This is a genomic window from Sphingobium sp. PNB, from assembly GCF_019873065.1.
In the GTDB taxonomy this organism is placed as follows: domain Bacteria; phylum Pseudomonadota; class Alphaproteobacteria; order Sphingomonadales; family Sphingomonadaceae; genus Sphingobium; species Sphingobium fuliginis.
Genome location: NZ_JAINEZ010000091.1, coordinates 1 through 20,244 on the forward strand (window position 1 = coordinate 1; position 20,244 = coordinate 20,244).

General features: G+C 60.0%; 26 protein-coding genes. 25 read left to right on the forward strand and 1 reads right to left on the reverse strand.

The window, feature by feature from the left end; translation table 11 throughout:
- From K7W03_RS22245 to K7W03_RS22350, 23 genes are all read left to right on the forward strand, one after another.
- The coding region (locus K7W03_RS22245; RefSeq protein ID WP_222887328.1) for a hypothetical protein at positions 1 to 521 on the forward strand (521 nt) is incomplete at its 5' end.
- Entirely contained in the window at positions 511 to 2,112 is a 1,602-nt protein-coding gene (locus K7W03_RS22250) for an AAA family ATPase (protein ID WP_222887329.1), read from the forward strand. The genes K7W03_RS22245 and K7W03_RS22250, both read left to right, overlap by 11 nt.
- Positions 2,102 to 2,320, forward strand: coding sequence for a hypothetical protein (locus K7W03_RS22255; RefSeq protein WP_222887330.1), 219 nt, complete (start codon positions 2,102 to 2,104; stop codon positions 2,318 to 2,320). The genes K7W03_RS22250 and K7W03_RS22255 overlap by 11 nt, the downstream gene beginning before the upstream one ends.
- Positions 2,320 to 2,592, forward strand: a complete 273-nt coding sequence (locus K7W03_RS22260; protein WP_222887331.1) for a hypothetical protein — start codon at positions 2,320 to 2,322, stop codon at positions 2,590 to 2,592. Before K7W03_RS22255 ends, K7W03_RS22260 begins: the two co-directional genes overlap by 1 nt.
- Before the next feature lie 240 nt (positions 2,593 to 2,832).
- The gene (locus K7W03_RS28380; RefSeq protein WP_222887332.1) at positions 2,833 to 2,943 is read left to right on the forward strand and encodes a DUF1660 family phage protein; all 111 of its coding nucleotides are present in this window, start codon (positions 2,833 to 2,835) and stop codon (positions 2,941 to 2,943) included.
- A gap of 28 nt (positions 2,944 to 2,971) precedes the next feature.
- Positions 2,972 to 3,514 (forward strand): hypothetical protein, encoded by a 543-nt coding sequence (locus tag K7W03_RS22270; RefSeq protein WP_222887333.1) that lies wholly within the window; start codon positions 2,972 to 2,974, stop codon positions 3,512 to 3,514.
- Positions 3,511 to 4,086, forward strand: a complete 576-nt coding sequence (locus tag K7W03_RS22275) for a GIY-YIG nuclease family protein (RefSeq protein ID WP_222887334.1) — start codon at positions 3,511 to 3,513, stop codon at positions 4,084 to 4,086. Before K7W03_RS22270 ends, K7W03_RS22275 begins: the two co-directional genes overlap by 4 nt.
- Before the next feature lie 83 nt (positions 4,087 to 4,169).
- Positions 4,170 to 4,574, forward strand: a complete 405-nt coding sequence (locus tag K7W03_RS22280; RefSeq protein WP_222887335.1) for a hypothetical protein — start codon at positions 4,170 to 4,172, stop codon at positions 4,572 to 4,574.
- Positions 4,537 to 5,847 carry a PBSX family phage terminase large subunit gene (locus tag K7W03_RS22285; protein ID WP_222887336.1) on the forward strand — a complete coding sequence of 437 codons (1,311 nt, stop codon included), beginning with the start codon at positions 4,537 to 4,539 and terminating at the stop codon, positions 5,845 to 5,847. Before K7W03_RS22280 ends, K7W03_RS22285 begins: the two co-directional genes overlap by 38 nt.
- On the forward strand, positions 5,844 to 7,706 hold the full coding sequence (locus tag K7W03_RS22290; protein WP_222887337.1) for a hypothetical protein: 1,863 nt from the start codon (positions 5,844 to 5,846) through the stop codon (positions 7,704 to 7,706). Before K7W03_RS22285 ends, K7W03_RS22290 begins: the two co-directional genes overlap by 4 nt.
- Positions 7,703 to 7,828 carry a hypothetical protein gene (locus tag K7W03_RS28135; protein WP_264319085.1) on the forward strand — a complete coding sequence of 42 codons (126 nt, stop codon included), beginning with the start codon at positions 7,703 to 7,705 and terminating at the stop codon, positions 7,826 to 7,828. Before K7W03_RS22290 ends, K7W03_RS28135 begins: the two co-directional genes overlap by 4 nt.
- A gap of 140 nt (positions 7,829 to 7,968) precedes the next feature.
- Positions 7,969 to 8,706: a hypothetical protein gene (locus K7W03_RS22295; RefSeq protein WP_222887338.1), complete on the forward strand. Its 738-nt coding sequence runs from the start codon at positions 7,969 to 7,971 to the stop codon at positions 8,704 to 8,706.
- A 62-nt stretch (positions 8,707 to 8,768) separates the two neighbouring features.
- Complete coding sequence (locus K7W03_RS22300; protein WP_222887339.1) at positions 8,769 to 9,881, forward strand: DUF4043 family protein; 1,113 nt, start codon at positions 8,769 to 8,771, stop codon at positions 9,879 to 9,881.
- 15 nt (positions 9,882 to 9,896) lie between these two features.
- Positions 9,897 to 10,364 (forward strand): hypothetical protein, encoded by a 468-nt coding sequence (locus K7W03_RS22305; protein WP_222887340.1) that lies wholly within the window; start codon positions 9,897 to 9,899, stop codon positions 10,362 to 10,364.
- Positions 10,365 to 10,378: 14 nt separating this feature from the next.
- A complete protein-coding gene (locus tag K7W03_RS22310; RefSeq protein ID WP_222887341.1) occupies positions 10,379 to 10,594 on the forward strand; it encodes a hypothetical protein in 216 nt (71 codons plus the stop codon).
- Positions 10,594 to 11,199 (forward strand): hypothetical protein, encoded by a 606-nt coding sequence (locus K7W03_RS22315; RefSeq protein ID WP_222887342.1) that lies wholly within the window; start codon positions 10,594 to 10,596, stop codon positions 11,197 to 11,199. Before K7W03_RS22310 ends, K7W03_RS22315 begins: the two co-directional genes overlap by 1 nt.
- A gap of 154 nt (positions 11,200 to 11,353) precedes the next feature.
- A complete protein-coding gene (locus tag K7W03_RS22320) occupies positions 11,354 to 12,760 on the forward strand; it encodes a hypothetical protein (RefSeq protein ID WP_222887343.1) in 1,407 nt (468 codons plus the stop codon).
- Positions 12,757 to 12,954, forward strand: coding sequence for a hypothetical protein (locus tag K7W03_RS22325; protein ID WP_222887344.1), 198 nt, complete (start codon positions 12,757 to 12,759; stop codon positions 12,952 to 12,954). Before K7W03_RS22320 ends, K7W03_RS22325 begins: the two co-directional genes overlap by 4 nt.
- Positions 12,951 to 13,313, forward strand: coding sequence for a hypothetical protein (locus K7W03_RS22330; protein WP_222887345.1), 363 nt, complete (start codon positions 12,951 to 12,953; stop codon positions 13,311 to 13,313). Before K7W03_RS22325 ends, K7W03_RS22330 begins: the two co-directional genes overlap by 4 nt.
- 2 nt (positions 13,314 to 13,315) lie before the next feature.
- A complete protein-coding gene (locus K7W03_RS22335) occupies positions 13,316 to 14,158 on the forward strand; it encodes a tail fiber domain-containing protein (protein ID WP_222887346.1) in 843 nt (280 codons plus the stop codon).
- A 103-nt stretch (positions 14,159 to 14,261) separates the two neighbouring features.
- Positions 14,262 to 15,137 carry a hypothetical protein gene (locus tag K7W03_RS22340; RefSeq protein ID WP_222887347.1) on the forward strand — a complete coding sequence of 292 codons (876 nt, stop codon included), beginning with the start codon at positions 14,262 to 14,264 and terminating at the stop codon, positions 15,135 to 15,137.
- A gap of 5 nt (positions 15,138 to 15,142) precedes the next feature.
- Positions 15,143 to 15,679: a hypothetical protein gene (locus K7W03_RS22345; RefSeq protein WP_222887348.1), complete on the forward strand. Its 537-nt coding sequence runs from the start codon at positions 15,143 to 15,145 to the stop codon at positions 15,677 to 15,679.
- Positions 15,680 to 17,848, forward strand: coding sequence for a hypothetical protein (locus K7W03_RS22350; RefSeq protein WP_222887349.1), 2,169 nt, complete (start codon positions 15,680 to 15,682; stop codon positions 17,846 to 17,848).
- A 234-nt stretch (positions 17,849 to 18,082) separates the two neighbouring features.
- On the opposite strand, the gene K7W03_RS22355 is transcribed toward K7W03_RS22350, so the two are convergent.
- A complete protein-coding gene (locus K7W03_RS22355) occupies positions 18,083 to 18,364 on the reverse strand; it encodes a WYL domain-containing protein (RefSeq protein ID WP_222887350.1) in 282 nt (93 codons plus the stop codon).
- A 104-nt stretch (positions 18,365 to 18,468) separates the two neighbouring features.
- Between K7W03_RS22355 and K7W03_RS22360 the strand changes: the two genes are divergently transcribed.
- Both K7W03_RS22360 and K7W03_RS22365 read left to right on the forward strand, forming a co-directional pair.
- Entirely contained in the window at positions 18,469 to 19,101 is a 633-nt protein-coding gene (locus tag K7W03_RS22360) for a hypothetical protein (protein WP_025550433.1), read from the forward strand.
- A 3-nt stretch (positions 19,102 to 19,104) separates the two neighbouring features.
- A partial coding sequence (locus tag K7W03_RS22365) for a hypothetical protein (RefSeq protein WP_222887351.1) occupies positions 19,105 to 20,244 on the forward strand: 1,140 nt, incomplete at its 3' end.

Genomic DNA, 20,244 nt, shown 5'->3' on the forward strand with positions numbered 1-20,244 from the left:
TACGCCCTCCGCCCTTCACCGACACCCCAACAACCGATTCTCATCTTGATTGTCGCTACGCTCGCATCCTGTCAGTCGCCGCGCAGGTTAAGGCGGAAATAGATGATCGGGATTTCTGGACGCCTTCCGATGATGGTCAGCGCCTGATCATTACCCCATTGGAAGAGGGCGGTCAGATTGTTGACCTGATCGCGTTCGATATCAAGACGCCGGATGTCTGGTATTTGCGGACCGGTAATGGGTTCGCCTTGGGCGCCGAATCAATAGAGGCAGCATCGCATGGCTGGGGCGCCGCAGATCAGCGCCTTATCTTGCACGCCACGCCCATGGATTGGCTGCGCTCTAGTTGCTTCGGGGCTTGCGTGACGCAGTGGACGGCCGAGTCTCGCGCCGCCGTACGGCAGGTTCCCGCTATTGATGTGGGCAGCCCGAAATTCGCTCGCGCGCTTCGCCTGGAGTTAACCCGGCCTCCGCGCATCCCAGAAATCGAAGTAAAGGGGATGCAGTCCCGTGCCGCGTAATATCGAGACGGAAACCGATTTCGACAACGACAACATGCCGCCCGTCTGGATGGATGAGGCACGTGACGCGATGTACGCGGAAATGGGCAAGGAGCCTGAACCGCCAGCGCCTCTCCCTCTCATTGACCCTTCCTCTTGGGCCGGGACGACTGCCCCAGAGCGATCATGGAAGGTCAAGGACTATATCCCAGACAGGCAGGCAACACTGCTCACCGGGAAAGGCGCGGCGGGGAAATCGCTCGTATCGCAGCAGCAGGCGACATGCATCGCACTGGGGATTCCTTTTCTCGGCGTGGAGACGGTGCAGACGGTCGCGATCTATATCACTTGCGAGGATGACGCGGAGGAGCTGCACCGACGCCAATTGGCCATTTGCGCAAATCTCGGCGTCAGCATCGAGGATTTGAGCGGTAAGCTGTTCCTGCTCTCGCTTCAGGGCGAGATGGGCAACGAACTGGCGACATTCGACCATGACGGGCGCATGCGCGTGGCGCCGCGCTATACCCAGATCGTGAAGGCCTGCGAAGACTTCGGCATAGGCTTCGTCGTTCTCGACAACACCGCCCACTTCTACACCGGCAATGAGAACGATCGACATCAGGTGGCGTCATTCATCAATCTGGCGAACCGGCTCGCGATAACCATCAATGGGGCCGTTGTCGTCGTGGGGCATCCGAATAAGGCGGGGGACAGCTATTCCGGCTCCACGGCTTGGGAAAATCAGGTGCGCAGCCGCCTGTTCATGGAAATCCCACTAAACGATGATGGGAGCTGCCCGGACCCCGACATGCGCGTCATGCGCCGCGAGAAGTCGAACTATGCCCAGCGTGGCGGCGATCTCAATTTCATGTGGTTCAAGGGTTCGTTCATACTCCCTGCCGATCTCCCGGAAGACAAGCGCGTGGAGACCGCAGATATAGCTCAGGCCAGCCATGAAAACGATGTCTTCATGACCTGCTTGGCGGTCGCCACGAACCAGCGCCGCAACGTCAGCCATCAGAAGGGGATGAACTACGCGCCAAAGATTTTTGCGCACATGACGCAGGGTAAAGGCGTCTCCGAGAAGGGTTTTGAAGCGGCGATGGAGCGCCTCGTTACCCTCTCCAAAATCGAGTTCGACGCTCCTCTCTGGCAGGCTCCGAACCGCCATTGGAAGGTCGGAATAAAGGCCGTTGAGGCTGCGCCAACCCCATTTGCGCATACCCCTGCGCTAACCCCTGGCGATTTGCGCCAACCCCATGGACAAGTTGTTGATTTTATTGCGCCAACCCCTGCGCCAACCCCTCAAAAAGGGGCTGCGCCAACCCCTGTGCGTCAACCCCTGCGTCAACCTGCGTCAACCCCTGGCCAAGTCATTGAAAATACTGCGCCAACCCTGCGCTGCGCTGACCCCTCCCCCCTAAAGGGGGGACCGGGCGGTGCCGCTGAGGCTCTACCGCCCGTTGAAGGTGATTGGACTAAAAACCCGATTTTGAACCCTTCGGCTGCGGCACCTGTCCGCCTCTCCGACGAGCCGCCAGCGTGGCTAGATGAGGCACCCCCAATCGATGAGAGCGATGTGTATTTTGATGGAGGCGATCGTGACGCATGAAAATCTCATCAAGGTCGCAAGGGATGAGTGGGGCATCGCTACCGCGTTTCGTGTCGGGCTGCTTGTCGGCGGAATGAACCTGCGGATGGCGAACCCGTATCGCGGCAAGCTGGCGGCGCTCTACCGGCAAGGCCTTCGCCAAGGCCGCCCTTCGTCCCGCCCCAATACTGGCACCGCAATGTACGACGCCGCTGAAGGAGATGAGTGATGGGGAACGAATTAGCCGTCTGGGCTGAACGCAGGCCACAGAGAACGGAAAGCGAGCGATCACAGATTGCGAACCGTTATGCATCGCACCTCCCGTTGGCTACCAGCCCTGTGAATGTGTCCGATGCCGACCTGAGCGCCATGCGCGCCGCCTTCATTCGACGGTTCGATGAAGACTTGCCGCGCACCGAAACACTGATGGCTGTGGCGCATATCGGATACCGGATGGCGCTGCGCGACCTCGACCGCAAGCACAAGGAGGCGGGGGAGTGAGGAAGGGCGAAGCGATAGAGGCAATCGCGACGGGTGCCGCGATTGGCATGGTGGCTGGTCTTGGCGGATCAGCAATCGGTCTGTTGATTGCATCATTGGTTCTGGATGCGCCAAAATTCCCCGCCACAGCCTCACCAGACGCGAAAACGCCGCTTGGAGGTATCGAGGTAGCCAAGAGCATCCAATCGCGCTCTAGGGGCCTTAAAACCGCCCGCCCATCCACAGAGGGGAGGTAGGGGGATGAAACTGCTGTGCAGGCTGCTAGGCCATAAATGGGATGTGGTTAGCCTCGACTATCGGTTCGAATGGTGCAGCAGATGCGCGAAAAGGCGGAATAATCAACGGAGTTAGTCGGGTCGGCATTCGAGCGGAGGGAATAATGGCAAGAGCGGGTCGGAAACGGAAACAGGGGAAGCGCGAGGCGAATGGCCGCCTTTCCCGGCAAGGCGAAGTGCGGTTCGACACTGGCACGGCACGGGCGAAACTGAAATTCGAGCAATATGGAACCGATGGAGCCGACGCCATCGGCCGCGCATATCAGGCCGGCCTTTTGGGCGAGAATGGCGATGCGATCCGCGATACAGCGCGCAAGGTGTTCCGTGCCTATTGGCCCATGCTGGAGATCGGCGGTTATCGCTGCACGCTCAGCAATCCAACAGGGGGCAGCAATGACAACCACGACGATCCAGCACGCATCAAGGCACGTGAGGAATGGCTGACCAGCATTCTGCGCCGCGTGGATCGCATGGGGCACACAACGCGCCGCGCCTTCGATACGCTGGTGATCGACGTTCATCCCGATCAAGGGCCGAAGTGGCTGGACAGCCTGATATGGCACCGCAAGCACCACAAGCCATATCCAGCGAGCGATGAGGCATGGCTCAATCTCGCGGTCGATGCGATCAATGAGATAATGGCTTGACCGGAAAAGCAAATTATCGTAGTCAGAAATTGATGGTGGATTTTAGCGCCAAGAGCGCATTCCCAAAAATTCTAACATCACCCCTGACCAAACGAGAAATAGCAGAGCGCGCGTCAAGTAAGGCCGCACTCGTTATGGCGCGGGAAATGTTTAGGGTCGCGGCGGATAGGATGGCGGGCCTTTGCTCGCTCTACTTCATTGCCCCTCGCGAGCATGATGTTTGCAAGATCGGTGTCGCTGAAAATCCTTTCGGGCGACTGCGCGAATTGCAGACTGGTTGCTGGGAGCCTCTACAGATCAAGGCGCTGTTTTGGTATCCAGGCCGGGATATTGCTGGTATCCACGAGTTCAAGAGCTTGGCGCTTGCAAAGAAAGAGGGTTTGCGGCTCTCGGGCGAGTGGGTTGACCTGGATCATATGGAAGCCGTTGGCTTGGCTCTGACTGCCGCGCCGCCAGAGATGGTCTTCACCGACACGCATGGCTTGACATTCGATTGGTTTCCGCAGGTGGCGGCGAATGAGCGCGAAAATGAATTTAGCTTGACTCGCCCACTGAGGGCCGCAAACGAATAATTCCGGGATCAGAAATTGATCGTGGCGCATTGCCACTTCAGAGGGCTGGTCTTCGGACTGGCCCTTTTGCTTTGGGAGGCGATATGGACAGCGCATTCAAGGACGCTGTGTCAGAAGCTATCCTTGAACGGCTAGCAAACGGTGAGAGCCTTTCCACCATCTGCGTCACGGAAGGCATGCCCAATCGGTCTACTGTTCAACGGTGGCAGATCGATGATGCTGAGTTCGATGCGGCAGTTACGCGCGCGCGGGAAGCTGGAATGCATGTCCGCGCTGAGAAGGCTGTCGAGGACGCGAAGAAGGCAACCGACGCATCGCTTGGCCGATTGGCCTTTGATGCTGAGCGTTGGTATCTCGGCAAGCTATCGAACGCCTTTAGCGACAAGGTTCGCCATGTCGGCGGAGATGAGGGCGATGCGCCGATAAAGATGCAGGTTCAGGAGGTTCGGCGTGTCATCGTTGACCCTTCAAATCCAGACGCCCCGTAAGTTCGCTCCGTTCCTTAATCGCTCGCGGTACAAGGGTGCGCATGGTGGGCGCGGATCGGGCAAGTCCCATTTCTTCGCTGAGATGCTGGTCGAGCGCTGCATCATGAAGCCGGGCACAAGGGCAGCATGTGTCCGCGAAGTGCAAAAGAGCCTCAAGAACTCGGTCAAGCTGCTGGTTGAGGACAAGATCAGGCATTTGGGTGTGGCTCATCTGTTTGAGATATTGGATGCGGAGATCAGAACGCCGGGCGGCGGGATCATCATCTTTCAGGGCATGCAGAACCATACTGCGGACAGCATCAAGTCGCTGGAGGGATTCGACATAGCATGGGTTGAGGAGGCCCAGAGCCTAAGCCAACGCAGCCTCAATCTGCTCCGCCCGACCATTCGTGCGCCTGGTTCTGAACTGTGGTTTACATGGAATCCGAATAAGCCCGACGATCCGGTCGACGCTCTCTTGCGCGGCTCAAACCCGCCAACCGATAGCATCGTGATCGAAGTCAATTGGTGCGATAATCCATGGTTCCCCGCTGAACTGAAAGCGGACATGGAAGACGACCGCGAGCGTGATGCGGAAGGCGCTCGGCATATCTGGGACGGCGAATACAGCACGAACAGCAATGCCCGCATTTTGCGGAACTGGACCGTCAAGGAGTTTGAGGCGCCAAAGGGCGCTATTCACCGCTTCGGTGCGGATTGGGGTTTCGCGCAAGACCCTACTGCACTGGTGCGCTGCCATGTTGTGGGGCGGAAGCTGTTCGTGGACTATGAGGCTGTGGCGGTGGAATGCGACATCGACCACACGCCCGCATTATTTGCTGGCGACGATTCAAAGTGGCCGAACCCAAAGAAGTTCACTGGCATTCCGGGCGCCAAGACAGGAATCATCCGTGCCGACAGCAGCAGGCCGGAAACGGTCAGCTACATGCGGCGCAAGGGGTTTGCGATCACGCCGGCCATCAAAGGTGCAGGATCGCTAGAGGACGGGATCAAGTTCTTGCAGTCATTCGACATCGTGGTTCATCCGCGTTGCGTGAATGTCCGGCAGGAATTGAGGGATTACAGCTACCGCATCGATCCGCACACCGAAGAGGTGCTGTCGGAGATCGATGACAAGGACAACCACACGATAGACGCGCTCCGCTACGCCTTGGAGGAGCTTCGTCGCAGCGGATACAAGCCGCAGGACGAGAAGCCCGGCAAACCCCGCGACCGCTGGGACAAGGCATTTGCACGTGGCAATGATGAGGATGGCGCATGGAAAGCAGCATGACCTATCCTGATGTCACGTGGATGGTGCGCCGGTTCGAGGAGGCGGAGAACAGCAGCATCGAAGCGCGGGAGAGGTCCGAGAAGGCCCGCGACTATTACGATGGCAAGCAGCTTACCGATGCGGAGGTCAAGGCCCTCACAAGGCGCGGGCAGCCTCCGGTCGTCTACAACCGCATCCGCCGCAAGGTCGATTACCTCAAGGGCCTTGAGGCGCAGACGCGTAAAGACCCGAAATGCTTTCCGCGCACGCCGGGAGATGACGGTTCGGCGCAGGCCGCGACTGATGCTATCCGCTATGTCTGCGACGACCAGAATTGGGACGCCAAGCGCTCGGAAGCGTTCGAATACATGCAGATCGAGGGGACCGGCGCTGTGTTCGTCGGTGCCGCTCAAGGTCGCGAGGCCATCGACCCAGCGCTGGTGTGCATTCCGTGGGACCGGCACTACGCCGACCCATACTCACGGCGCTATGACTTCTCGGATGCATCCTACCAGGGCATCGTTACATGGATGGACGTGGCCGAAGCCAAGCGGAAATATCCGGGTCGCGAAGACTTCATCGATGAAACATGGTCGCAGGCGCGTGACAGCCAGACCTATGACGACCGCCCGAAATTTCAGCTATGGGCCGACTACACCCGCAAGCGCGTTCGGGTGAATGAGGAATATTATCTGGAGAACGGCCAGTGGACCTATTGCGTCTACACCAAGGCCGGGTTCCTGATCGATCCGCAGCCCTCACCCTATCTGGATGAGGACGGCAACCCGGAATGCCCGATCAAGGCGGTCTCACTCTATGTGGACCGCAACAACAACCGGTCGGGCACGGTGACTGATATGATCGCGCCACAGGACGAGGTGAACAAACGCCGGTCGAAGGGACTGCACCTCATCAGTTCGCGGCAGATTCGCATGAGCCGCGCGGCCTTGGGTGAGATGAGCGCGTCAGAGGTGAAGCGCGAGCTTGCCAAGCCCGATGGCGTGATCTTTGGCGAGAAGGATGAGGTTGAAATCCTCCAGACGGGGGACATGGCGGCGGCAAACTTCCAGATGCTGCAAGAGGCGAAGGCGGAAATCGACTTGCTCGGGCCGAATGCGGCATTGGCAGGCAAGAACGAGAACGACGCTTCCGGCCGCGCCATCCTTGCCCAGCAGCAGGGCGGCATGGTTGAGGTGGCGCACATCATGGATCGCCTGCGCCATCTGTCGCTGATGGTCTATCGCTCCATTTGGGCGCGCATCAAGCAATACTGGACCGCGCCGCGCTGGATCAGGATCACGGACGATGAGCGTAATCTCCGTTTCGTGGGACTCAACCAGCCGAAAACCATGCTGGACGTTGCGCGGGAGCGCTTGCAAGACGACCCGCAGGCGGAAATGAAGCTGGCATTGCTGGCCCGCGATCCCATGGCGCAGCAGCCGGTCCAGATCGAGAACCCGGTTGCGGAAATGGATGTGGATATCGTCATTGACGAAGGCATGGATACGCCGACCGTTCAGGCTGAACAGTTTGACATGCTTTCCAAGATGATGCCCAGCATGACGCAGCTTCCGCCCGAAGCGATAGAACTGCTGGTGATGGCGTCCAGCCTGCGCGACAAGGATAAACTGCTGGAGATTGTCGAGAAGATGAAGCAGCAGCAGGCGCAGCCCTCGCCCGAACAGCAGGCAGCGCAGCAGTTGCAGTTCCAGGATGCGGCGGCAGAGATCGAGAAGAAACGGTCCGAAGCGGTGGAGAACATCGCCAGCGCCGAAGCCAAGCGCGCCGGGATCGCCACTGACATGATGACGGCCCAAACAGCAGCGCTCGACAAGGCTAATCAGGCGCGACAGGCCAATTCGCGGATGGAGGCGGCATGAAGCGCTTTACCACCGGGGCAAGCCACACCGCCATTCTGGTCAACCTCGCATCGTCGCCCAACATTGGGCGCGTACCGATCCGCATCGTCATGAAGCGGAAACCGGAACCATCTCAGGAATAGCCGACAAACGAGATTGCGCGCCGTCCTCGCAAGGGGATGGTTCGCCATGCGTGCCGCCGACGCAAACGGGCGATTGCAAGGGGCCGCCACCCTATGGGCGATGACGGGACGACGCCGCAGCGGTCGAAACGAGGGCAATCATGGAAAACGGGACTTCACTGGACGACATTCTTGGCAATGAAACCGAACCGCAAGTCGAGCAGCAGCAGGAAGCCCCTGCCCAGCCGCGAGATGAGCATGGGCGCTTTGCCTCCAATGTGACGGGCGAACAGCAGGAAACTGCGCAGGAGGAAGCGCCGCCGGCTTCCGAACAGGATCAGTCTCATATCCCGATCGCAGCCCTCAAGGACGAACGGGCAAAACGGCAGGCCGCTGAAGAGCGTCTGCAACAGTATGAAGCCTGGTTCGCGCAGCAGCAGCAGGGCCAGGGCCAACAGGAAGAGCAAGACCCGCTGGAGATTATCGCCCAGCAGGTAATGCAGCGCCTACAGCCCCAGACCGAAATGCAGATGCTCACCATGCGTGTAAACGTGGCGGAAGAGATCGCGCGCACCAAATGGGCCGATTACGACGAGAAGGTCGAACATTTCAAGGCAGCGGTTCAGCAGAACCCCTTCCTCCTCCAGGAGCTAAAGGCGGCGCCCAATCCGGCAGAATATGCCTACAACGCCGCTCAGCGCATTCTGGAGGCCAAGAGCTACAGCCAGCCCGGTCCTTCCATGGAAGAAATGGAGGCGAAGGTGCGCGAAAAGATCATGGCGGAACTCGGCCTGAACAAGCCCCAAGTCCCTACCTCTCTGGTCAATGAACAGTCGAAAGGCTCGAGGTCAGGCCCGGCATGGTCCGGTCCTACGCCGTTGGGCCAAATCCTCGGCTAACCAAGTCAACCCGGTCTCTCGCGTCGCGATGACGCTGACCCTCCCTCAGAAGGAACCTTGCAATGGCGGATACCACTCCCGCAACCGGGCTTGTCGTCCAGCAATGGGAAGACAAGTTCTTCACGCAGTATATCCAGGAAGGCGGCTTCAAGGCCCTGATGGGCACTGATGAAGCGTCGGTTATTCAGGTCAAGGAAGACCTGACCAAGAAGGAAGGCGATTCCATCACCATCGCCCTTGTCAATCGCCTCACCAATGCGGCGACGACCGGCACGACCGTGCTGGAAGGCAATGAGGAAGACATGGCTTCGCGCTCCATGCGGATTTATGTCGACAAGCGCCGTAACGCGGTGCGCGTGGCGGAAATGTCCGAGCAGAAATCGGCCATCTCGCTTCGCAACGCCGCTCGCGCGACCTTGCTGGATTGGGCGATGGAGGACACCCGTGACCTGATCATCACGGCGCTGGGTTCACTCAACGGCACGGCCTTCCTGTCGCGCACCGCCGCCATCGCGGACGCATGGCTGGTGGACAACGCCGACCGCGTTTATTTCGGCGCTGGCGTTGGCTCCTTCACCGATCTTTCGGCTGACCTCGCGCTGCTCGACACCACGGCCGACCTGTTCAACGCGACCGCGCTGGATGGGATGATCCTCAAGGCCAAGACCTGCAACCCGAAGATTCGCCCGATGCGCGACAGCGGCAACGGCAAGCGCTATTATATCGCGTTCGCCAACCCGCACGCCTTCAAGAACCTTCGCGACAGCCTGGATACCGAAGTCCTCGCCCAGACCGTGGTGGAGATGCAGGCTTCCAAGCTGTTCGAGGGTGGCGACATCATGTGGAACGGCTGCATCGTGAAGGAGGTCGATGACCTTCCGATCTACCCGAATATCGGCGCGAGCGCGACCACGGAAGTGACGCCGGTCTATCTCTGCGGCGCGCAGGCTATGGCGGTCGCCTATGCCAAGCGCTGGAAGACCGTGACGGAAACCTTCGACTATGGCGACAAGTATGGCGTCGCGGTCGACGGTATCTATGGCGTGCGGAAGATCATCTTCGGCACCGGCACGGGCGATACCGACGATCTGAAGGACCATGGCGTCGTCACGGGATTCTTCGCCACCACGGGCAGCGCAACTCCGTCCATCACCTCGGCTGCTGAAGTCGCATAAGAGAGGGCAATCATCATGGCAACTTTGACTGCCGCGCGTGCGGCTCCCACCTTCCCCGTTCCCAGCCTGTCGGTGCCTGCCGGCGTCCTTCAGGTGGCATGGGGTCTCTACAACCTTGCGGCCAACCCTTCGCAGAACGATGTGATCGAGTTCTGCCGGGTTCCTGCCGGCGCTACCGTGATCGGCGGTTGGCTCCAAGGCGCCGACATTGATACCGGCACGGAAACGCTGGACATCGACATCGGATGGGCCGCGAACGGAACCGACAATGCGGACACGGATGGCTTCGGCAATCTGGGCGTGCTGACCGGTGACGTTTCGGTCCACACTCCGGTGGCGGGCATCTTCGTGCCTTTCGCCAACGTCATCCAGGACGCGGGTTACAAGACCTTCGCGGCTGAAACCAAGATCATCGGCACGGTCAACGCCGCTGCCAATGCTGGCGGTACGGGCGTGCTGAAGGTCGTCGTCCTGTTCGTCTAATGAAGGAGGCGGCGATGCGCTTTCGATTTATCGGCACCTATACAGGTGATGAGACAATCACGCTATGCGGCGTGGCCTTCTTGGGGCGCGAGCCTTCGGAGGTTACGGCAAAGGAAGCAATTCGCCGCCTCTCCAACCACCCTGAGTTCGAAACGGTCGACCCGCTCGACCATGACGCGGACGGCCACAAAGGCGGCTCCGTGCCCCGCAGAGGGCGCAGGAAAGTCTGATGGCGCTCGACAGCTATTCCGATCTTGTGGACGCGATCTGCGACCGCATGAACGATAGCGGGCTATCCACGATGGCGCCTGAGTTCATCCGGCTTGCGGAAGCGTCTTTCAACCGCCGCCTGTCGAGCGTGGATCAGGAAGGCGCGGCCACGATCCCGGCCGATGCCTCCATCCCCATGCCCACCGACTATAAGGGCGCGATGTCGCTGCGGATCGATGACTATCCGCCGCTCAAGCAGCTTTCTGCTGACGATTTTCAGACGAAATGGAGCGAGGCGAATCCCGCCCGCCCTGAGAATTTCGCGATCTTCGGCGCGGCAATCCACCTTGGGCCGGAACCGGACACGACCTACACCCTGACCATGACCTACATGCGGACGCTGACGCCGCTATCGGAGGTCAACACCACGAATTGGCTGCTGGAGCAGCATCCCGACCTCTATCTCTACGGGGCGCTCCTACAGGCTGAGTTCCGGGGATGGAATGACGATCGCCTGCCGCTGATCAACGGCGCGGTCGAAGGCATGATTGCCGAAATCAACGCCCATGAGGCGCGCAAGAAGCGCGGCAACCTCACCGATACGGTCGCGGTGGAGTATTTCTGATGCCCTGGGAAGTGCAGACGGCCCCAACTGGCTCATGGACGAGCCAGGAAGATGAGCGCGTCTACTTCGCCAGCTACTACGCCGTGGACGATTATGTCGTAGATGAGGAATGGACGCTTCCTGCTGGTCCTGTAGGCACGTGGGAGCTTGTTTCGTGAAACTGGGGCAATGGCTGCCCGATCAGCCGCCGCATGGCCATGACGGGCTTGTGGTGGCGCGCAATGTGTTTGCTACCCCGATGGGCTATGGACCGGTCAAGGCTTATTCAGCCGTCACCACGGCGCTTGCTGAGACCTTTCAAGGCGGGCGGGTGTTCATCGGCATAGATGGAACGGTAGCGTTGCTGGCCGGCACCAACGCTGGTCTCTATCGCTACAATGGCGCGACCTGGGATTCCGAGTACGCGGACACCTACAGCAACCCGTGGCAGTTCGCTCAGTTTGGTGATCTGGTGATCGGCGTACAGGGGGCCGAGCCGGTCAAATACGACATCAGCGCGGGGACGGCCGGCCTGCTTGGCGGGACGCCTCCGAACGGAAAGTTCATTACGACCGTCAAGGATTTCGTCGTGATCGCTGGCGTGGATAGCGCCAACTCGACGGTATATTGGTCGGCCATCAATAATGCGGAAGGCTGGACGGTCGGGACGGATCAGTCCGACTTCCAGATCATTCCGGACGGCGGCGAAGTCACCGGCCTTGCGGGTGGCGAGTATATGCTGGTGTTCCAGCGTGAGCAGATATGGCGCGGGCAATATGTCGGAACCCCGCTGATTTATCAGTTCGACAAGATTTCTCAGGGCGTGGGTTGCATCGCCCCCCGGTCCATCGTTCAGGTTGGGCGAACGGTCTATTTCATCAGCCAGCGCGGCTTCATGGCATTCACCGATGGTGAAATCCAGATGATCGGCGCGAACAAGACCGATGGCACGTTTTTCGGGCAATATTCCACGGCTGACATAGAGAGCCAGGTGTCTTGCGCTGTCGATCCTATCCGCAAGCTGGTGATCTGGGCCATGCCGCGCCGCCTGTGGTGCTATAATTGGGAACTGGACCGCTGGACGGACGTGGAAGGCGACTTCTTCGGCGTCTCGACGGGGGCCGATCAGTCCTACACGTTCGAACAGATCGCGGCGCTCTATCCGGGCGGCATGGAGACGGTTCCGGGGAGCTTTGACGACCCGATCTGGCAGGGCGGCAACCCCTTCCTGATGATCGTGGCGAATGACGGGACACTGGGCAGCTTCGGCGCTTCGACCAATCTGCAAGCAAAGATCGAACTGCCGTTTCTGGAGCCTGCGAAGGGTCGGGATATTCGCGTGCGGGCAGTCAGGCTGGATACGGACGCGGTTTCGAGTGTCAGGATCGAACTGGAGGGCCGCCGACGCCTTGGCAATGCCTCAACCGAGTTTCTTGGCTCATCGATCCGCCCGAATGGCGACATGCCGGTTCGCGCGTCTGGACGGTACATCAAGCCGCGCATGATCTTCGATGAGGACGCCGACTGGTCCTATGTCAACTCGTTCGATTTCGTTCAGGCGGCGCAGGGAGGTCGGTGGTGATCCCCTCGGCTTGGGCATCGGCCAAGGACTGGATGCGGATGGTGGCAACGGCGGTCAACCCGCTGCTGCAAGGCTATCCGTTCATGGAACTGGATGCAGACCCCGCGTCTCCCCGGCGCGGGTTCACCTATTTCAACACCACGTCGAACAAGGTGCGGACATGGGACGGGTCGGCCTGGAATAATCACTGGTGATACCGCCCCTCTATCTCCGCTTTCGCGATGCGTTCGCGAGTGTTCTTGATCCAAGAACTCACGAAATTTCGTGGCTCGACCAACAGGTTTGGGCCGGGTTCATGCGGGTATGGGGCGATGAAACCGCCTGCCTGCTGACGGAAGACAAGCGGTTCCCGACCGGCGCGTTCGAGGTTCATGTGATGATCGCGGCGGGCGACATGGAAACGCTGGTCAACAGGACGATCCACGATGTGGAGGAATGGGCACGGCAGCGGGGGGCGCTGTTCGTGACGATCGCAAGCCGCAAGGGCTGGGAAAAGATCATGAGGCCGCATGGGTACGGTCATTGGCAGTCTGAATTGAGGAAAGAGGTTTAGCCATGGGCCTTTCGGGTGGCAGCAAATCCACGTCTGGCAGCGCTCAGAAGTGGGCGACTCCCCTTGCCAAACAAGCGGCGGGCGACGTTCAAAGCGTCTTCAACGCCAATCAGGGCAATCTCCAGAACCTGACGAATACCGTCACCGGCACGATTCCCACGATCAACTCCAACATCAATAGCTGGCAACCTCTGACAGAGCAGAGTCAGGGCTATTACAAGGATGTGGTCGGCGGGAAGTATCTCGACCCGTCCAGCAATCCGGGGCTGTCGAGCGTGCTGGACCGGATGCGCGGCGATGTGTCGGATGAGGTCAACTCTCAATTCTCGCTTGGCGGGCGCTATGGCTCAGGGGCGCATACCGGCGTTCTGACGGACAGGCTGGCCGACGCGGAAGGGAATGTCCTCTACGAGAATTACAACGCCGAACGGGCGCGGCAGGACGCGGCTGCCGGCGTTGCTCCACAAGCGCAGAACCAGAGCCTCGCATCGCTATTGCAGGCTGCGGGCGTCGGCGCTGAGCTACCCTACACCGGATCGAACAACCTCGCCTCCGCGCTGTCGGCGCTGTTCTCTGGGGGGACGCAGAAGACGAGTAGCGGCATCGGTTCGCTGCTTGGGGGGATTGGGTCGGCCATGTCGGGTGCTGCGGCGCTCTCCGACCCGCGCCTCAAGTCGAACATCGTCAAGCTGGGCGAGATGGATGATGGCCTCGGTATCTATGAATATGACATTTTCGACCGGCGCGAACGTGGCGTTATGGCCGATGAGGTCGCCGCGCTCCGTCCTTGGGCGCTTGGGCCGGAAGTAATGGGCTATCGGACGGTCCACTATGGGCTTCTCTGACTACCTCACTCAGACATTCCCCGGCGTTCGGATCACATCGGGGAAGCGCGACCCCAACAGCGCGCTAGGGCGGGCCAATCCCCGCTCCTATCACAATGTTGGAATGGCTTGGGATGTCGCACCCATCCCCGGCATGACCTTCGACCAATACCGCGACCAAGTGAAGCAGGACGGATGGAACGTCCGTGAAGCACTGGACGAGGTTAACCACCCTTCCAAACACGCGACCGGCCCACACTGGCACATGGCGGTGGACGGCAGAAAGGAACAGCAGCCGATGCCCACGACGCTGGGAAGCCTGATGCAGAGCGCGCCGATCTACGCGCAACAGCCGCAGCAGCAATCCCCTTCCCTCGCCTCCTATCTGCAAGCGCCGCTTACCAACGAGCAATTGCAGCCTGCCCAGATGCCCGATCCGAGCGCGGGCTTTGTCGAGATGACTCCGGTCGCTGGCGTGAAGCCGTCCACATGGGGGCAAGGCGGCAAAGGCTGGCAGATCATGGGCATCATCGGAGACGCGCTGCAAACCATGGGTGGCGGGCGCCCGACCTATGCGCCGTTCATACAGGAACAGCAGCAGCTTGAGACGCAGGGACGGCAAAGGCTGGCTGAGCGGCAGGCGGAACGTGAGGCGCGGCTGGCCGAAGCAATGCGGCCGCGCGTCGAGACCATTGGCAACCAGATCGGTCTGCTTGATCCTCGCACAGGCACATTCAATCCGACTTATACCGCACCGCAAGCGGAGCGAACGGGTGAAACCGAACGCCTCCTCGATATGTGGAACAAGCTGCCGGATAGCGACCCTCGCAAGGCCATGATCGCGCGCGCACTTCGCGGCTCGACATATGATCCGACCGTCTATCAGCCCAAAGAGGACTACCAGACGGCGAAGCGCATAGAAGTGAAGCGCACTGCGCCTGGCAAGGCACCTTCGGCTTCACCGGCCGCGAAACTCCCCTCCGGCTTCATTCTGGATTGATCGGCATGGCAGACTATCGCGAAGGCCAGACGGCCACCAACCCCAAGACCGGGCAGCGGGTCATTTTCCGCAATGGTCAATGGACGAGCATGGGCGGCGCTACCGGCGCAGCGCCAGCGCGCAAGCCCACGGCAGCAGAAAGTAAAGCCGCGCTGGTCGCCCGCGAAAAGGCGCTTGGGGCAGACGCCGTTGAACAGCAACTGCGGACCATTGAAAGCCTCTACAATAAGAACTTCAAGGGCGTAGGCCCCGGTTCTCTGCTGGAATATCTCCCGACACAGGCGCGGAGGCAATTTGACGAAGCGGCGAACGGCATGCGCCCCCTCCTCAAGCCGCTGATCCGCAGTCCTGGTGAAGGGACTTTCACCGATGCCGATCAAGCCTTGCTCGACCAGCAAATCCCGAACGGGGGTGTGCAGGACGCAGCGAACGAGCAGCGTATAGCCAATATCAGAAACATGATCGCCAATGCCCGCCGCGCATCGACCGCTCTAGGTAACGGCGGCCAGGGCCTCCCGCAGACCATCAAGAGGATCAAGTGAATGGGGACATACCACATCACTGCCGCTGATGGTGGAGTATATGAGGTTGAGGCCGCAAACGATCAGGCGGCGCGAGAACTCGAAACATTCATCAACACGCGCATCAAGGCAGGCGATCCGCAGCTTATGGGGGCCTCAGCGCCGGGGAACACTCAGGTTCTCCGTCCTGAAGCAAGCCGAAAGCGCGCCATAACTCCTCCCCGGAACGCGATCCAAGATGCTGCGGCCAAGCCTGACATCAAAAGCGTTATCATGCAGGGCATCACCGCTGGATTATCTGATGAGGCTGTCGGCCTTGGAGGAATCCTTGCGAACGCCATCGCCGCCCCGCTTTCCAGCAAAGTCGATTTTGACCCGTCAGGGGCATATCGCCGCAGCCGTGATGCAGAGCGTGCCCGCATCGAAGCAACCCGGAAGAAAAGCCCGTGGCTATCTTTTGGTGGCGAGCTTGGCGGGTCACTGCTGACAGGTGGAGGTGCCGCTGCCAACACAGGGAAAGGCCTTGGCGCTCTTATCAGGCAGGGTGCCAAGGTTGGCGCGGCGAGCGGCGCACTCTCTGGGTTCGGCTATGGCGAAGGTGCTGAGAACAGTCTTGTCGGTGCTGGCTTAGGCGCTGGGTTGGGTGGTGCGATTGGGGCCGCTGTGCCTGTCGCGTCCCGGCTCGCCGGAAAGACCATTTCCGGAGCCAAGAGGTTCACCTCGCCGCAAGGGGGGATCGGCCGTAATATAGTCTCTAGAGCGCTGGAGGCGGATAATGTCAGCCCTCGCGCGGCTGCCCTCGCTATTCAAGAAGCTGAACAGCGCGGCGTGCCCCTGATGCTGGCCGATCTGGGCAGCAACGTGCGTGGTTTGGCTGGTTCTCTGGCAAGGAAGCCGGGTCCGTCTCGCACGCTCGCGAGAGAAGCCGTATTGTCGCGTCAGGAGGGGCAAGGCGAACGTATCCGCTCCGCCATCACGCGCGATCTTGGTCCGATCATGAACCCGTATGAGGCTTCTGATCAGCTTATATCGCGCGCTCGCGCTGCCGCTGCCCCCCTTTATGATGATGCGTATAGGGCACCGGTTGTCGGCACGCCTGAACTCGACGCCATTCTGAATACCCCAGCGGGCCGTCAGGCGCTGAGTCGTGCCCGCACGATCGCCGCCAATGAAAGGCGTGATCCTGCTGCTTTGGGCTTTCGCCTAGATGCGGATGGCAATGTAAGCCTGGAGCCGACCGTAAACATCGGCGCGGATGAAGCTAGCAATCTGACGACATTCCAAAATCCAGCACAGCAGCGCGGTTTCACCACGCAGACACTCGACTATGTAAAGCGTGGCCTTGACGACATTATCGAGGCGAACCGCGATCCTGTCACGCGTCGCCTTAATCTGGACGAGGCCGGGCGCGCGATCAATGACGTTAGGTCCAGTCTTGTCAATGAAGTGGATCGGCTGAACCCGGCCTATGCGCAGGCCCGCGCCGCCTATCAGGGACCAGCGCGCGAGAAACAGGCAATGGAGCTTGGGCGCAAGGCCCTGAACGCATCTGACCAGGAAATAGTCCGCATGACGGACGGGTTGACCGACAGCGAACTTGATCAATTCCTGCTCGGCTACCGCTCTGCAATGGGTGATGCGGTGGATCGCCGCGTGGATGGTGGAGACAAGGCTGCTGCACTCCTTGGCACTCCCCGCAAGCGCGCCGCGTTGGAGCAGGCGTTCGGGGATCGCGCAGACCTTGGCCGTTTTGGCCGCACGTTGCAAGATGAGCGGCAGGCCTACGAAACCTATCGCGCGATCAATACCGGTTCGCCCACGGCCGAACGCTTGGCCGATGACGCGATGACCGATGACCTAGCCCTTCTTCAGGACGCCACCGGGAAGGCGATCAAGGGGGCCGCCACTGGTGGGCTTGCCGGACTCCTCGCAAGCGGGTTGGATGCTGCCGGTGACGTTTGGAAATTCGGCGCTGGCAAGGCCGGAGAGCGCGCGCGTGAGGATGCTGCGGCGCTTCTCTTTAATACTGACCGCGCTGCTCTCGAGGATGCTATGCGTCAAGCCTTTAAATTGCAGGCGGCTGACCGGCTTAGGCTCCAAGGGATCGACCGCAACGCGCGCTACATCGGCGGCTTGTTTGGTCGCGGTGCGGGTGGTGTAGCGGCTATCGGGTCGCGTCCGCCTGAGTGACATTAGAAAAACGACCAGCCAGCCTTGAAAAATATACCGGCGAGAAACGCTAAAACGCAGATCGCCAAGACGTAAAGAGCAAGCAATACGAGCGGGTTGGGCTTATCGAGCATCCCACCAACCTAACCTGAATCCCCCGCCCTAACAAGGAGGCGAGAATGTCTGAGCATTGGTCCGACTGCGCGCTTCACAGCGGCCCCGCCCGCTGGCCACGCCAGTGCAATTGTGGAGGCTTCATAGACGGCAAACCACGCGGGTCATGGTCGTATCCATCGGGTTATAGCCCTTCCTCGGCATGGCGAAGGTTTGCCCAGTTGTGGACATGGCGCGCAGTTTTTCTACATGAAAATCTCGCCATCCCGGCCTTATCCCACTTATCTGCCATGCGCTCAAGGTTAGGTGCCCGTCACGGTCGTAGCCCAGAAGATGGGGTTCAATAACCCTCACTTCTTCCTTGTAGCGGATCGACAAGACCAGCTTGTGCCTGATCGCATTCGCAATCTGCTGTTCTGACATAAATCACCCCCGAATCGATCGGCTGACTAGGCCAGATCGTCGGCGGGGAGTCGAGTCCACCAACCAAGGCCCGCAACGGGCCTTTTTTTGTGCCCGGAGAACATATGGCATCGATCTTCGACTGGTCGCCCACGGCCGGCAGCAACACGACCGTTGATGGCATCAACATCAACACCGGCATGCCAGTGCAAAACACGGATAACGCCCTGCGCTCCATCCTTGCCATCATCCGTCAGTCCTTCTCCAGCACGCTTCAGAATTTTCTGGCTGGCACCGCTGCCCTCCCTGTCTCCAGCGGTGGCACGGGTTCGACCACGGCGGCCGATGCGCGGACGGCGCTTGGCCTTGGCTCTGCGGCCACGGAAAGCACTGTCCCGGTAGCCAAGGGCGGCACGGGCGCGACGACAGCGGATGGTGCGCTGGACGGTATCGGGGCGGTGGGCATTACCGCGCTGAGTTTGGCCAATCCCGGCTATATCCGGTTCAACCTACCCGGCACAACCAACGTTTTTCAGGTGGCGTGGGGCACGTTCACGGCCACGTCCGGCGCTTCCACTTCGGTCAATTACGCCGCAGCGTTTCCGAACGCATCGTTCGCGGTCTGCAATGGGGTGGGAGAGTTCAGCAGCACGGCACAGGACAACTATCCCACTGTCTCATCCACTTCGGCCAGCGGCTTCTCCGCCTACAATGCCAGCGAGACGTGCACGGCCTACTATATCGCGGTGGGGTATTGATCCGTGACCGACATCACCACCCGCGCCGGCAAGGGGGCACCTCTCACCCACGATGAGGTGGACCAGAATTTCCTGAACCTGAAGGAAACGGCTGACCTTGCCTATGATGCGGTTGCCTCCATCGGCGGGAAGGCCAACGCTACAGCCGTTGGGGTCGATGATGCAGCCGCCAACATGGGCACCACCCCCGGCTCCATCCTCTCGGACAACGGGACGGCGAAGCAGTGGTTTCAGGAGAGCGAGGCGGCGATAGAGGAAGTGGCCGCGACGGCGAACGCGGCTGTAACGCCTGCCGTCCTGCAAGGCACTCTGGGTTCTCGCGAGGCCAATGTCCTCGACATTTCCGGTTGGGACGGCACTGGCGCAAACGACATGGCGACCGGCTATCAGGCGCTCATAAATCAGGCTGCGATTGCTGGCGTTCCTGTGGTTTCGCAGGGAGCAAAGATATTGCTGGGCAGCACAGTCATCCTGCCTGGCGCGCACTATTTCTTGGGCGCCGCTGACGGCGAACTTGGTGCAGATCAGACGCGCACAACGATGTTTGTAATCGGCCATAGCGGCAAGGGGTTCACAAACGCAGGAAGCACGACCGGCACGAATGGCCGTATCAAGATGTACGATTTTTCGACAAGCCGCAATCAACCAGCAGTTGTCCCCGGTGTTACGTACACCTGCGGTGACTTCGATTACGACTTCTATTTTCCAGATGTCAGCGGCCTTCATCTGGCGCGTTTTCTCACGCTCAACGCGAGCAAGGGCATTTACTGCAACGGCAACCGGAACACGCTTGAGGATTGGGCGGGCCAGTGCTTCCAGAAGGGCCTCCATGTAGATTGGTCCTATGACACGCTCCAGGTCGACCGGGTTCACCTGTGGCCGTTTGACAAGATGGACTCCGAAGTAAGGAGTTACATGCAAGATCAAATGGTTGCGTTCCAGTTGAACCGCGTCGATAATCCGATGTTCTCCAACATCTTTTCCATCTGGCACAACAAGGCATTCAGCATCGGCCACTTTGCCGGTGATGGCCCGTTCAAGCCAGCCGGTACTGTGTATAAGCTAAAGCTGAGCAACGCTGATCTCGATATAGGTGATACAGCGTACTACGTGGCACCGGCGGCGGACGGCCACACCGCGTCC

Coding starts and splice junctions, on each gene's coding strand:
- K7W03_RS22260 (WP_222887331.1), top strand. CDS start 2,320: ATGGGGAACGAATTAGCCGTCTGGGCTGAACGCAGGCCACAGAGAACG.
- K7W03_RS22315 (WP_222887342.1), top strand. CDS start 10,594: ATGGCGCTCGACAGCTATTCCGATCTTGTGGACGCGATCTGCGACCGC.
- K7W03_RS22355 (WP_222887350.1), bottom strand. CDS start 18,364: ATGTCAGAACAGCAGATTGCGAATGCGATCAGGCACAAGCTGGTCTTG.
- K7W03_RS22310 (WP_222887341.1), top strand. CDS start 10,379: ATGCGCTTTCGATTTATCGGCACCTATACAGGTGATGAGACAATCACG.
- K7W03_RS22335 (WP_222887346.1), top strand. CDS start 13,316: ATGGGCCTTTCGGGTGGCAGCAAATCCACGTCTGGCAGCGCTCAGAAG.
- K7W03_RS22360 (WP_025550433.1), top strand. CDS start 18,469: ATGGCATCGATCTTCGACTGGTCGCCCACGGCCGGCAGCAACACGACC.
- K7W03_RS28135 (WP_264319085.1), top strand. CDS start 7,703: ATGAAGCGCTTTACCACCGGGGCAAGCCACACCGCCATTCTGGTCAAC.
- K7W03_RS22270 (WP_222887333.1), top strand. CDS start 2,972: ATGGCAAGAGCGGGTCGGAAACGGAAACAGGGGAAGCGCGAGGCGAAT.
- K7W03_RS22280 (WP_222887335.1), top strand. CDS start 4,170: ATGGACAGCGCATTCAAGGACGCTGTGTCAGAAGCTATCCTTGAACGG.
- K7W03_RS28380 (WP_222887332.1), top strand. CDS start 2,833: ATGAAACTGCTGTGCAGGCTGCTAGGCCATAAATGGGATGTGGTTAGC.
- K7W03_RS22305 (WP_222887340.1), top strand. CDS start 9,897: ATGGCAACTTTGACTGCCGCGCGTGCGGCTCCCACCTTCCCCGTTCCC.
- K7W03_RS22340 (WP_222887347.1), top strand. CDS start 14,262: ATGGCTTGGGATGTCGCACCCATCCCCGGCATGACCTTCGACCAATAC.
- K7W03_RS22300 (WP_222887339.1), top strand. CDS start 8,769: ATGGCGGATACCACTCCCGCAACCGGGCTTGTCGTCCAGCAATGGGAA.
- K7W03_RS22350 (WP_222887349.1), top strand. CDS start 15,680: ATGGGGACATACCACATCACTGCCGCTGATGGTGGAGTATATGAGGTT.
- K7W03_RS22295 (WP_222887338.1), top strand. CDS start 7,969: ATGGAAAACGGGACTTCACTGGACGACATTCTTGGCAATGAAACCGAA.
- K7W03_RS22345 (WP_222887348.1), top strand. CDS start 15,143: ATGGCAGACTATCGCGAAGGCCAGACGGCCACCAACCCCAAGACCGGG.
- K7W03_RS22290 (WP_222887337.1), top strand. CDS start 5,844: ATGACCTATCCTGATGTCACGTGGATGGTGCGCCGGTTCGAGGAGGCG.